Here is a 13,251-nt window from a genome sequence, read left to right as displayed (position 1 = left end):
GAAAACCGGGACAGGTTGATGTTACTTGAGGAGAATCATGGATGATTAAGGCGATACACAGCTCGCGGGCGTCCTTGCTGATACGGCTGTTCTTCTCCGACGATCTCTACGACCTGATGCTCGATCAGCTTTTTCAAGGCTCTTTCCGAGCTGCGGCGACTGATCTGGAGGTAATCGGCTAAATCGGAAGCGGTGAAGCGGTTATCGCGGTGAAGTTTGACATACTGCATGATTTTCGTGATAGTAGCGACACTTGCGCCAGTCTTCTCCGCTATCTCCAGCACTTCCTTGTTCTCGCTTTTTAATTGGAACGTCTTCGATTCGGTGTTCAACGGTCCAATCACTTCTTTTTCATCTGTTACCAAGTACGCACTGCTTTCCTTTGTTTTCTGGGCATGATAAATCGCTATGCGTGCGTTGGCTTCGGCCTCTTTCGCAGTTAGACCAAAACCAAACCCGATGGCAACCGTCACTTTGGCCAGCAGATCGACATTGCCCAATACTTGCATGATCTTCCCATATTCAATCATTTGCTCGATACTGCCTCTCGTGCCATAGATGATGAATTGATCCATTCCCAGCTTTTGAATGGAAGCGTCCGTCTCTTTGACGAGCTCCAGCAACTCTTGCAGCAAAATAATCGTCGCATCCTGCCATTGTGTTTCTACTGGCGGACCATCATTTTGCTGGATCGCTGCAATTCCCACAGCAATCTGTGAGTTTTTGCTAATTTTCAATTGACCATAAGCAATCGCTTGATTGACGGCATCACGAATATTTTTGTCGGGACTAACCAGCGATGCGGAAGGGATGTTCATCTCACGCAATTGGCGATATACGTAATCAACGCCAGTCAAAGCAAAATGGCTCTGTTTCTGTTCCCAAAGCTCCTTGTGGAACAAAATAATCTCCTCTACGTCAAATCTCGTCCCGCCTTCTTCAATAATCTCACTGTAGTCTTTTACATACCAAGGCGTAGAAATAATGCCCAATTCATCAGCGACCTTCTCAATATACTCCGCCTTTGGCAAATCTATCGAGATGCGGTCCAGTCCTCCTGGTACGTTCAGCAAGGTATGAAACAAAGAAAGGGAAATCGTATATTCATCGATCGGGATGTACACGGCAGGCAGCTTCTTTTGCTCTACCTTTTCCTTGGCAAAAAAATAAGGAAGTGGGCCGGCAAAAATCAGCACGTCGCAGTCATGGATTTGATCAACCAACGCAGCGCTCTCTTTGGGGTTCTGGTATGTATACGAGGTCAGTTGAATGTAATCAATGGATTGGGTATGCTTCAAGATCCTTGGCAAAAATTCTTCCGAAGAGATTACCGCTATCGTAATGGTCAATGCCCCACCTCCTCATCTCTCTTTGATTTCCAGACGTCCTTAAACACGCGGATGAAGTTTTTGCCCAAAATACGCTCAATCGCTTCATCCTTGTACCCTCTTTTGGCAAGGGCACGCACAAGCTCTGGAACCTTCGTATGTCCTTTTACGACATCAAAATCTTTGCGTCCTGCTTGGATAAACATATTGGGAGAATCGTATTTCATAAATGGCTCGATAATGTCCAGACCAAGTCCGACGTGTTCAACCCCAACCAGCTTCACGATGTGATCGACGTGGTTGATCATGTGCTCGATATCAGCCTGGTCGTCTGTGTCCGCTACGAATAGATTGACGCCATTGATGCCGATTACGCCGTTGGTGAATGCGATCGCTCTGATTTGCTCATCTGTCAGATTGCGCATGGAGCTCGCTAATGTCCGACAGTTGGAATGAGAAGCGATGATGGGTTTACGCGCTACCTCGATCAGATCCCAGAAGCCTTCGTCATTCAGATGGCTGACATCAATGATGATGCCCATTGCTTCTGCCTCTTCGACGACGCGGATGCCGAACTCCGTGAGCCCTCCCTTGCGCCCTTCCCGTACCGGACTAAAATGACTGCCATCTCCAACGAAGTTTCTCCTACTCCACACGAGACCCAAAAGGCGTACGCCCAGCTCGTAAAAAACACGGAGCATACTCAGATCATTATATAACGGTTCCGCGCCTTCCAGAGAGAGCACAAAACCAATTTTCCCCTGTCGCTTCGCGGTCTCGATGTCGCTCACGCTTTTGCAAACCATGATTTTATCAGGCGATTCATCTGCCTCTGCGTGCAATGCGCTGATTTGTTGCAGTGCTTTTCTCAAGCCCATCTCCGGCAGGAATTTGTTGTCGATATAAATCGCTGCGACAACTGTATGCACCCCACCCGCGACGAAATCAGGCAAATAATCCGTTTCAATCACTTTTCGTCTGCCATGCTCGCGCTGAATGGCAACATCCAGCAAAAGGTCAAAATGCCCGTCGATTCCATGTGTCATGCCTCATGCTCCCCCTGTTATTTCAGGTTTTCCGGGTTAAGTGGTTCAAGCTCTGGTAAAAGAAAGCGTCCGTCTCTGCGAATCAAGTGGTCATCGAACCAAATCTCACCGCCACCGTACTCCGGGCGTTGAATCATGACCATGTCCCAATGGATGTTTGACTTGTTGCCATTGGATGCCTCGTCATAGCATCGTCCCGGGGTAAAGTGGAAGCTGCCGTCGATTTTTTCATCGAATAAAATATCCTGCATAGGCTCCCGGATGAACGGGTTGACCCCCAAAGCAAACTCCCCAATGTACCGGGCACCTTCATCCGTATCCAGAATTTTGTTCAAGCGCTCCGTGTCATTGGCTGTGGCATGAACGATCTTCCCGTCCACGAACTCCAACCGTACCTTTTCAAAGGTAAAGCCTTGATAAGGCGAAGGGGTGTTAAACGACAGGACACCGTTCACCGAATCGCGAATAGGTGCCGTAAACACTTCACCGTCTGGTATGTTATATTGCCCCGGACACGGGATCGCTGGAATGCCTTTGATGGAGAAGGTCAGCTCTGTGCCAGGTCCCGTGATTTTCACGCGGTCAGTTCGCTCCATCAGTTCCTTGAGCGGCTGCATGGCTTTTGCCATTTTGGCGTAATCCATCGTGCAGACATCGAAATAAAATTGTTCGAATGCTTCTGTACTCTTATTCGCCAGCTGCGCCATGGAAGGCGTCGGATAACGGAGATAGACCCATTTCTTTTTGAGACGCACGATACTTACTTCTTTGGAAAAGGACGTAGCCAGCTTCATCTGCTCATCCGGGACATCAGACATTTCGTTGATGTTCAGCCCACCCTCGATGATGATGCACGCTTGCATTTTTTCCATTCGTTCTTTGTCCATCTCTGCCTCTAGACGGAATTGCTCCTCTGTTCCCGCTAGCAATAACTGACGACTAATCGAGGATTCACGCAGATTCACAAAGGAATGCCCGCCTGCTCGCGAAACTGCTTTGACAAGCTCCTTTATCAGAGCGGCGTCCACCTCCATCGCATCGATCAGCACGTTATCTCCCGGCTGTACATTCGTCGAGTAATTTACCAGCACATTCGCCAGCTTCGTAAGACGTGGGTCCAACATCTATCTATCACTCCTGTTCCCTTATTTTTCATAGAGATGACACGCAACCAGTCTGCCGTCTGCTTCTGTTAATAGAGGGGCTTCTGTTTTGCACACGTCCATGCATGCCCAACAACGCGGATGAAACTTGCAGCCCTTCGGCGGATTGGATGGAGACGGAAGATCCCCTGTTAACATGATCCGTTCTTTTTTCTCGTCAGGATCTGTGATAGGAATGGCGGAGAGAAGCGACTGTGTGTAGGGATGCATCGGACGTTGAAACAGCTCTTCTTTTTTCGCCAGCTCAATTACTTCTCCCAAGTACATCACCGCTACCCGATCGGCGATATGCTCGACGACACTCAAATCATGCGAGATAAAAAGATACGTGAGCGAAAACTGCTCCTGCAAATCCTGAAGCAAATTGAGAATTTGTGATTGGATCGATACATCCAGAGCAGACACAGGCTCGTCAGCGATGATGAGCTTTGGCCTGAGCATCAAGGCGCGAGCGATCCCGATTCTTTGCCTTTGTCCTCCGGAAAACTCATGGGCGTATCGCGACAAATGACTTTTGTTCAAACCGACGATCTCCAGCGTCTCCTCGATCATGGCTGTTCGCTCGCGTTTTTGAATACCATGGGCAATCAATGGCTCTGACAAAATGTGTTGGATCGTCAGCTTTGGATTGAGGGTATCAAATGGATTTTGAAACACCATTTGCATATCACGCCGCAGCTTTTTCATGTCTGGCTTCTGTAAGCTACGGATATTTTGACCTTCGAACACGATCTCGCCGTCTGTCGGCTCGATCAAGCGCAAAATGCATCTGCCCAGTGTTGACTTGCCACATCCCGACTCTCCCACGATTCCCAACGTTTCACCTGCGTTGACAGTCATGTTCACTCCATGAACGGCATGCACGTAACTTGGCGGCTGAAACCACCCTTTGCGGACAAGGAACTTCTTATTCAGATTCTTCACTTGCAAAAGAGGCGTCTTCATCCATTCACCGCCGTGCTCTCCCTGTTCTCTCGATACAGCCAACAGCGGCATTCCGACTGCTGATCCACATCCAGTAACGGGGGATTTTGTTCCAAACAAATAGGCATCGCCTTCTCGCATCGCGGAGCAAAACGACATCCTTTTGGGTAATGATCAGGGGTCGGCACACTTCCCGCGATGCTATGCAATCTCTTCAGACCTTTGGCGTTATGTGGCGTTGATTTGATCAAGCCCACGGTGTACGGATGCTTGGGGCTGCGCAGCAGTGTGCGAACATCAGCGGCTTCAATGACCTGCCCGGCATACATCACGAGTACCCGGTCGCATGTCTCGGCGACGACGCCCAAATCATGCGTGATCATGATGAGCGCCATGCCCAGCTCTCTTTGGATTTTTTTCATGACATCCAATATTTGCGCCTGGATCGTTACGTCTAGTGCAGTCGTCGGTTCGTCCGCTATCAGCAGCTTTGGATGGCAGGCAATCGCCATCGCGATCATCACGCGCTGCCGCATCCCCCCTGACAGACGATGCGGGTACTCGTGATAGATTTCATTGGCACGTGAAATGCCTACCTGCGTCAACAGCTCGACCACTCTTTGTCTCGATTGGGCTCGGTTCATGCCCTCATGCTTTTCCAGTCCTTCGCTCAATTGCTTGCCGATAGTCAGTACGGGATTCAGCGAAGTCATCGGCTCCTGAAAGATCATGGCGATCTCTTTTCCTCTGATCTTCTGCATCTCTTTTTCGCTATAGCGCAAGAGATCGGCTCCGTCCAGTTGAATACGGCCTTCAATGCTTCCGTTTTTACTGAGCAAGCGCATCATGGATAGGGAGGCAACGCTTTTTCCACATCCTGATTCTCCGACGATCCCGACCGATTCACCTTTTTTGACCTGCAAACAAAGATTGTCCACCACTTTGAAAGCCCTTTCATTTTTTGAAAACGTGGTAGTCAATCCTGTCACTTCCAACATGTTTGTCACGTTACTCACTCCTTTTTCCGGAACGGAAGCTCGTCAACTATGATTTGGGATCAAAGACATCGCGCAAGGCATCCCCCAGCAAATACACCGTAAAAACGACTGCCGTAATTGCAAGACCGGGAAAAGTAGCGAGCCACCAAGCTTCTCGCAAGTAATTTTTCCCTTCATTCAGCATCGTTCCCCACTCTGGTGTAGGAGGCTGCGCACCCAAACCGATAAAGCCCAGTGCCGAGGTCCCCAAAATGGCACTACCTATAAACATGGTCGTATAGACGATCAGTACGTTCGAGATGTTCGGAATGAACTGGCGCGTAATGATCCACCAATTCGAGCTGCCGATGGAGCGACTTGCTTCCACATAACCCGATTGCTTGATCGAGAGTGCCGCACCACGGATCAGAATCGAAAAGGCCGGGATCGATGATATTCCGATCGCGATCATCGCATTTTCCTGACTCGGTCCGAGTACAGCGACAATGGCTAGAGCCAGCACAATGCCGGGCAACGCCAGCATGATGTCCATGATTCTCATGATCACATTGTCAACAATTCCTCCGAGGTAAGCGCATGTCACACCAATCAGCGTTCCTGCTACAAACGTCATGACAGACGCCAGCACAGCTACGGTCATTGTCACTCGTGTTCCGTACAGCATCCGGGAAAAAATATCGCGGCCAATCGCATCTGTCCCTAGCCAAAAGTCTTTCGACGGTCCTTGCATAAATGCTTCGTAGTACGTTTTCGTAGGATCATGCGGAGCAATCCACGGCCCGATGATTCCAAGCAAAACAATGCAGAGCATCATCAGGAAGCTGTATTTCGCTTTCTTTTGCTGCATGATCTTCTCAAATAATTCGAAACGAGGCATGGACCATTGTCTGCTCCAGAACATGCTATACCCCCTCCTTCGCGGCGTAATCAATGCGAGGATCGAGAACCGCGTACAGGACATCAATCAAAATGACTACGAGGACATACACCGCTCCGATAAACAGCGTCGTTCCTTGAATCATCGGAAAATCCCGCGAGCTAATTGCTTGAATCGCCAAAGTCCCCACTCCCGGCCAGCCAAAAACCTGCTCGATAATCACAGCCCCACCAAGCAAGCCAGCGAGTTCCAAGCCAATGACAGCCACAATTGGAATCATCACATTGCGAAAAGCGTGCCGCAGCAGCACAACTCGCTCATTCATCCCTTTCGCACGTGCTGTTCGAATATAATCATTGGACAAAACCTCTACCATGCCAGCACGGGTGAGTCGGCTGAGTGCCGTCGCCGTCAATGTCCCCAGAGTAAACGCTGGAAGAACCATGTCTTTTAACCCCGTTCCTCCCGCAATCGGAAACCAGCCCAAATGGACGGAGAATACAAGGATGACGAGTAAACCTAACCAAAAGCCGGGTATGGACATCCCAAAGGTGGAAAAGGTCATAATCGCTCCGTCGATGGGTGTATCCTTGTATTTTGCCGCTAGGACACCCAGCCCGATACCGATCACAACTGCCACTACGAGGCTGGCTACTGCCATTTTTGCTGTCGCTGGAAAGCGATCAGCAATTTCTGTGCTGACAGGTCGACCCGTTTTCAGGGAAGTGCCGAGATCTCCTTTTAAAACGCCAGAAGCATAGTCGAGATACTGGACTACCAAAGGCTTGTTCAAGCCCAGCTCTCCTCGAAGCGACTCGATTTGTTCTACAGTCGCCCGCTGCCCCAGCATGATCCGCACAGGGTCTCCGGGGATGAGATGAATGAGCAAAAACGTAAAAACGGAGAGTCCAAACAGGACAATGATGCCCGACAATAGGCGCTTCACAATATACTGCTTCATGAGGTCTTCACCCAGATGTGAGAAACGGTATGAACTAGCTTCTTCTTGTTGCGCTCCTGCACTTTGCTCTCCTCCCTCTTTCTCCACTAACGTCACTTGTCGTTATAGTGTCGTTATTAGTTAAAAATAGTCTATTCCAAATTCACAGAAAGTTCAACTTGTTTTTTCTCGCCCCATTCAAAAAGAGCATGGTCCCTTTCTACCATGCCCTTCTGAAGAATCGTTCCGTCGTCATTCCTTGCCGTGCCTCATCTGTAGCAATACGTTTGCCGTTAGCTGTGGATGACTGAGGGGAAAATGATGAGCAACGGAGAGCCTTTCAATCTCTACATTCGCTTTCCTGAATGCATCCTCTGCTCCTTTTGTCAGCTGATACGTTTTATCCTGAGTTCCCCATACGATCTGGGCTGGAAAAGGGAGAGGCTGTGTCGCTACCGCCATTTGCCGGAATTCGTTCATAAAGTAGCGCAGCACGTCTGTATGCGTCTTGCTGATGCGCGGGGATTGCAGGAGCTTCCCTGCCTTTTCTACATAGCCTTTTGGCATTTCATACGTAGACTGAAATACCCCTTGCTCAAGCATTGCTTTTTCCAATTTGGCTGACGTTAACTGCTTTTGCAAAAAAAGCTGAAGGAGGGCTGGACTCTTCCCCAATCCCGCCTGCAGCCGAGAATACTTCGGGGCATGCAGGGGTGGCTGCAAAAGGTATAGCTTCTCGATTTTTTCCGGTACTCGCTTTGCTGCCTCCCATGCCAAAAACCCGCCAAATGAATGTCCTGCAAGATGAACCGGAGATGGCAGCTGTCGCAATGCCTCGGCCACTGCCTCGATAAAGCCCTCGAGCGGTTTTTCGTGATGGTGATAGGGCGATCTGCCAAATCCGGGCAAATCCAGTAACCATACTTCCTGTTCACCCAGCTGTTCAGCGAGCGGGAGTAAATCGCTCATCTCACTGAAAAGCCCGTGCACGAGCAGCCACGGAGTACCCGAGCCTTCTTTCTTGTACGCGGCCATGCCTGCGATTTGCTCTCGGTGAAAGCAAGGAGGTACTTTCTGATCCTTGACCGACAAACGGTAGTCGAGATCGGCAATCACACTGGGAAGATACGCCGCTACGTCGTATGCATCGATGCTTTTTTTCGCTTTCATTTGCTGAAAGGGAGCGAGCGGGAAGTCTTTCTTTACGAGAAAATCCATCGAATTGGCAGGTACCCCGAGCAAGCGGCTGCCGCCGTTATGGAGAATTTTTTTCAAGACCGATACCGGGAAAGGAATGGTTGGTGGCTTCATCCGTAATTCTTTAGCCATCAACGAAATCAGCTCTGAAAAAGCTGGCGTGGCACTCCGCTCATTTAAGGCGTAATACGTTTGATGCTCGATGTGATTTGTCTCTACAATCCCCACAATGACCTGGGCAAAATCGTCGACGGAAAGCAAGGGCAGCCACCACTCCTTACCACCGGGAAGAACAGGGATCTTACCACGCCGCATGGAGCTGATCACGAGCCCGAATCCATCTGTTTGTTCTGTGTTCCCGGTGCTTCGCGGGCCTATGATCGTACACGGATTTACCACGACCAGCGGCATTCCTTTTTGGTACGCCTCTTGTCTGAGGTATAGATCTGCCAGAAACTTGTATTTCTCGTAGCCCCCTGCCTCTCGATAAAAATCGGTTGGCGCAAAAACATCTGTCGCCAGCTTTCCACTCTCATCGTCAAACGGACTCATGTAGCCAACGATATGAATCAGCTTTTGTAGACGCTGTTGTTTATGCAATTCGTTCGCTAGTGCTGCAAGGTGACTTGCTCCTTGTAAAATCAATTCCCTCGCCACCGTTTCATCCAGCGAAATATCCATCGGGGCACCTGCATGGATGATAGTAGTTGCGCGCAATACCTGCTCGTAATCGCTCGCTGATAATCCCAAGCCCTCCTTTCGCAAATCACCCCGCACGGCCTTGCAATTAGACCTCTCTGTAGGTGTCATCTGCATCAGCAATTCATCCCACTTCTCAGGAGAACGAACTAGCGCCAGCACGGTATGACCAGTTCGTGCCAGTTGTTTTGTTACCTCCTTGCCGATAAATCCAGTCGCGCCTGTTACAAAAACGACAGCCATTGTTTCTGCCTCCTTTATATTTATAGAACTAGTCAGTACTAATTCACTTCAAAAAAATCCTACACTTGAATCAAGTGTAGAAGTGTCTGACCTGCGCCTACGAGTACCTGTGCATGACCCTGCGATTCAGCCATGAGCATCGCTCCCTCCATAATGGTCACGAACAAGACTGCCGTTTGCTGAATCGAGATATTTTCCTTGAATTCTCCACGGGCGATTCCCTCCACGAGCAGCTTTTCCGCTAGGTTCTGCCATTCGATCAGGAACTCGTTGATTCGCGCTTTGACCTCTGGTATTTGTGCCGACAGCAAGGAAAGGATCGGACAGCCTCCTACACAGGAGCGGCCCTCCAGTTCTTCTGCGATGGTGGTAAAAATCAGCCCTACCCGTGCGGAAACAGACAGGTCTGTCCGTTGCAAGATGGCTTCCAGTGCTCCTCTCAGGACGTTGATTCTGTAGCCGAGTACAGCTACGACGAGCTCCTCCTTGCTTTTGAAGTGGTAGTAAATGTTGGACTTGGAGACTTTGCTCTGTGCTACGACGTCATCCATGCTGGTATTCATGAGTCCTTTTTGCAAAAACAAATTAGATGCAGTGGCGATGACATGGTCACGGTTTGAGGATCGTTTCATAATTAGGACTATATAGTACTAGTTGGTGATTGTCAATCAGTGGAGGAGAAGAAAAAGCGCAGTTCTCTTCGACTCTGACACGCCGGCAAGGAAGATTGACTGTCCGTCTCCACTTCAAAAAGGAGACCGTCGAGCCAAAGCCACCCTACGGGCGGAAGGTTCTCGAAGAAGAAGTGTTCGACAAGCGTGGTCCCCTTTTTGAAGTTCCGACTGGGTAGGCGTTGTCAAGGTCTGCGAGCCCTGCGCTTTTTCTTCTTGCCAGCTTTGTTGGTTCAATCGCTACCTTTTAAAACCTCGTATAAAAAAGAAAAGGTTGATGCCGTCTAATACGGTATCAACCTTCATTCATTAACTAATCGCAAACCTGTTACATTTCGTTACGGCAGCAAGCATAGCTGCCGCAAGTTCATTTTCCCGGCTATCTCGTGCCCTTCTGAGATACAGGCAACGCAAAAAGTTTTTGCTGTTCACTCTAGCGATAACCTGAGTATGACTTTTCGGCAGTTCTGCACAGCTTGCTAGACCATTGATCCAGTCAGCAAGTTCCTGTTCTGGAAGCAAGCCTTTGTCTATCATGGTATCTACGATGCTCGCGAGACGTTCGTCCTCTTCGTCATTGAAAATGTGCTTTCCGTTATGTAGCACGCCCTGGATCGCTTGAAGAACGTCTCGCTGTACGGCTTCATCACTCTCTGGGCACTGCACTAGCTCTACGAATACGTCTGCTCCGTGAGCGGTACTGTGAGCCCAGCCCCCCTCGGACAAATAGCCACGCAAATCCTGTTCCTCTTGAAAATAGCGGAGCATGGCATTTTTGACGTGCTGGAAATCGGCAAGCTCCAAAAAGGGCTTCTGTCTGTGACGGCGCAAAATCAATGCAATCGGCAACGAAGAGAATGTCCTCGTAAATACAGATGGATCACCCTCGCTGCCGATCTGATAGAACAAATGCTTTTCGTCGGTCAGTTCTCGCAGAAGGCTGCGCAATTGCGCCTCCGTCAGCTTGTCCTCGTCGAGAATCCAATAATAAAATGCCGGGTAGATGAGATTATCCCGCAATTCCGGGTCGGGGTCCCCAATGTATTGCAACAATCGTGAGACGAAATCCTCCAATTGTTCCCCTTGACGCAGCTGATATTGTTCCTGCTCCAATCTTTGCAGATCCAGCACAAGCTGGGTTCTTGTATCGCTCACTTGTTCATCCCCCTTACCATAATCAAAATTTCCTCCACCACCATTTCCGGTTCATCGTGATGAATATAATGCCCGCTGCGAGTAGCTATTCTTTGCTTGCTTGAGGTTGAAAGCCGCTTGAAATCGGCCTGCAGACGTTGATCGATTGCTAAGATTTCCTCGTTCGGCCATTCCTCGTCCCACACGTCCGGCAAGCCTCTCGTAATAATCGTGACAGGTATGTCGCTTTGCCGAAAAGAGTCAACAATCTCTTGATAGCTCCCTATTTTATCGATCTTCTCGCTGTTTCGCATCGGATTCTCGTAATATTCTCGATTGGCTGCGATCAGGTTGTCAGGTAAAACCTTTTCATAGGCGAGCTCCTTATATTCGGGAACAGCGTCCACCAAAACCAGCCCCGAAACAAGCTGCGGATACAGGTTCGCAAACAATCTAGCAACCAAACCGCCAAAAGAATGTCCGATCAAAATACAAGGCGTCTCCACCTTTATCTCTTGCAGCAAGTCATACAGCTCCTCAACCAGATCCCGGCAAGTCCTTGGGACGACCGCGGCCGCTGGACTCCTGCCAATCCCCGCCCGATCATAGGATAAGGTAGACGCTTCCTGCGAGATGCGGTCTTGAACGATCTTCCATGTCTCCCCGCTATCGCCCATTCCTGCTAGGAAGATTACACTAGGTGTCCCACTTTTTCGCGAATACAGCCTATGTATCCGTCGAGACATGATCCCAGTCATCCTCCATGTAACGAACCAGCCAATTCAATGCTCGGTGTCTTTCCACAACTACTTCGTCATTCAAACCACCCGCAACCACACGATTGTTGATGCGCGCATCCACACACGCCCAGTCATAGCGGTAGATTAAATCTGCTTGGTCTAGAATCTCTTGTTTGCTTCTCACGACCGCATTGCTATAGAAAGTATCATAGTCACCTGCGCTTCTGAGGGCGTCAATCGCGGAGTTCACATCACAAATCTCATCTGGGAAATGGAGCTCTTCCACATAGCCGAGTGCCCACAGCAGTACCCAGTAGCATTCGTACATCCAAACCATCTGAATCATATCGGTTCGGTCTGGCTGTGGATCATTCAAGAAGTCTCTCTCTTTTTCCGTAAAAAATTCAGTAGCGCCAAACTGCTCAATAATTCCCTCGATAAACTCCCGCTCTTCCTTGATTTGTCCGTTTTCGGCAATCCCTCCGGCATATACCGCAATCAGACACAGGGCAATCGCTCGCTGAACCATCTCATCCTTACTCCTGATGACAGCATCCTCATCCCCTACGATGACAGGAAGATGCGGGATGTACGGGATATCTTGCTCCTGCAATAGCTTGATGCTCCGCTCCTTGCGCGCTTCGCCTGACTCGGAGGGCTGAATATGTCCATCGATCAGGTCTACACTGACCGTCACTAGAAAATCGTCCACTTCGGATTCTCCTGCCGTATTGAGAATCAGCCTTCCTTGTTTATCGAGCATGTCTCCAGTAGGGAGAAAGACGATCCCGTGTACTTCTTCGGCGATCTCCATAATGGACGCAAATGTCTTCTGATCGATCTCCTTACTCGCCACGATTCCTACCGCCACATTGAGCGCTGTAATTTGGTACAACAGCTTTTGCTGGACCTTCTCGTGGGTCGTTTCAATCTGTGCGAAGTAGCCGTACATCCCTTTTTTCATCTGGAGAAACTCTTCTTGGTCATCGTCCTCGCGCATAAGATTGAAAGTAATCTTGCTCTTGCTAAACCATTTTTTATCGGTCACGGTCACGGCCCGCTCGTCTGCGGATACCTCTACCAATTGATCACGAAAAGCCTCGACAATGGCAGCGACAACTTTCTCGCATTGTTGGATGGAGACATAGATGGTGCATTGATTCATCTGGCAACCTCCTTTGCTGGGCAAACATTTCTAAAGTGCTGAATTTTGTAATCAATAGTCAATTATGGTATCCTAACCCTGTTTAATCAAGCACAAATCTTTTTAGTTATCGGCAAATCTATCACG

The 13,251-nt window shown here is 49.3% G+C and carries 12 protein-coding genes; all 12 read right to left on the bottom strand.

The annotated features are described in order from the left end of the window. Positions 1 to 35 precede the first annotated feature (35 nt). Positions 36 to 1,349 (bottom strand): transcriptional regulator, encoded by a 1,314-nt coding sequence (locus ODZ53_RS19615; protein WP_372679325.1) that lies wholly within the window; start codon positions 1,347 to 1,349, stop codon positions 36 to 38. Beyond that, the gene (locus ODZ53_RS19610; protein ID WP_199926520.1) at positions 1,346 to 2,374 is read right to left on the bottom strand and encodes a dipeptidase; all 1,029 of its coding nucleotides are present in this window, start codon (positions 2,372 to 2,374) and stop codon (positions 1,346 to 1,348) included. Before ODZ53_RS19610 ends, ODZ53_RS19615 begins: the two co-directional genes overlap by 4 nt. A gap of 17 nt (positions 2,375 to 2,391) precedes the next feature. Then, positions 2,392 to 3,498 (bottom strand): aminopeptidase, encoded by a 1,107-nt coding sequence (locus tag ODZ53_RS19605; RefSeq protein WP_372679323.1) that lies wholly within the window; start codon positions 3,496 to 3,498, stop codon positions 2,392 to 2,394. 21 nt (positions 3,499 to 3,519) lie between these two features. Further along, positions 3,520 to 4,482: an ABC transporter ATP-binding protein gene (locus ODZ53_RS19600; RefSeq protein WP_015893372.1), complete on the bottom strand. Its 963-nt coding sequence runs from the start codon at positions 4,480 to 4,482 to the stop codon at positions 3,520 to 3,522. Then, entirely contained in the window at positions 4,479 to 5,468 is a 990-nt protein-coding gene (locus ODZ53_RS19595) for an ABC transporter ATP-binding protein (protein WP_372679321.1), read from the bottom strand. Before ODZ53_RS19595 ends, ODZ53_RS19600 begins: the two co-directional genes overlap by 4 nt. Positions 5,469 to 5,505: 37 nt before the next feature. Continuing rightward, on the bottom strand, positions 5,506 to 6,360 hold the full coding sequence (locus ODZ53_RS19590) for an ABC transporter permease (protein ID WP_372679319.1): 855 nt from the start codon (positions 6,358 to 6,360) through the stop codon (positions 5,506 to 5,508). Position 6,361: 1 nt separating this feature from the next. Beyond that, positions 6,362 to 7,297, bottom strand: coding sequence for a nickel ABC transporter permease (gene nikB / locus ODZ53_RS19585; protein WP_015893375.1), 936 nt, complete (start codon positions 7,295 to 7,297; stop codon positions 6,362 to 6,364). Positions 7,298 to 7,528: 231 nt separating this feature from the next. Next, on the bottom strand, positions 7,529 to 9,415 hold the full coding sequence (locus ODZ53_RS19580; RefSeq protein WP_372679317.1) for an alpha/beta fold hydrolase: 1,887 nt from the start codon (positions 9,413 to 9,415) through the stop codon (positions 7,529 to 7,531). Positions 9,416 to 9,474: 59 nt separating this feature from the next. Next, positions 9,475 to 10,047 (bottom strand): TetR/AcrR family transcriptional regulator, encoded by a 573-nt coding sequence (locus ODZ53_RS19575; RefSeq protein ID WP_372679315.1) that lies wholly within the window; start codon positions 10,045 to 10,047, stop codon positions 9,475 to 9,477. Positions 10,048 to 10,395: 348 nt separating this feature from the next. After that, positions 10,396 to 11,241: a DUF2785 domain-containing protein gene (locus ODZ53_RS19570; RefSeq protein WP_372679313.1), complete on the bottom strand. Its 846-nt coding sequence runs from the start codon at positions 11,239 to 11,241 to the stop codon at positions 10,396 to 10,398. After that, the gene (locus ODZ53_RS19565) at positions 11,238 to 11,966 is read right to left on the bottom strand and encodes an alpha/beta fold hydrolase (RefSeq protein WP_372679311.1); all 729 of its coding nucleotides are present in this window, start codon (positions 11,964 to 11,966) and stop codon (positions 11,238 to 11,240) included. The genes ODZ53_RS19570 and ODZ53_RS19565 overlap by 4 nt, the downstream gene beginning before the upstream one ends. Then, the gene (locus ODZ53_RS19560; protein WP_372679309.1) at positions 11,947 to 13,125 is read right to left on the bottom strand and encodes a DUF4272 domain-containing protein; all 1,179 of its coding nucleotides are present in this window, start codon (positions 13,123 to 13,125) and stop codon (positions 11,947 to 11,949) included. Before ODZ53_RS19560 ends, ODZ53_RS19565 begins: the two co-directional genes overlap by 20 nt. Positions 13,126 to 13,251 lie beyond the last annotated feature (126 nt).

Source organism: Brevibacillus sp. BD137, from assembly GCF_041644655.1.
Lineage (GTDB): Bacteria > Bacillota > Bacilli > Brevibacillales > Brevibacillaceae > Brevibacillus > Brevibacillus brevis_D.
The sequence above is the reverse complement of the archived record's forward strand: the minus strand, read 5'-3'. Positions and strand labels throughout refer to the sequence as shown.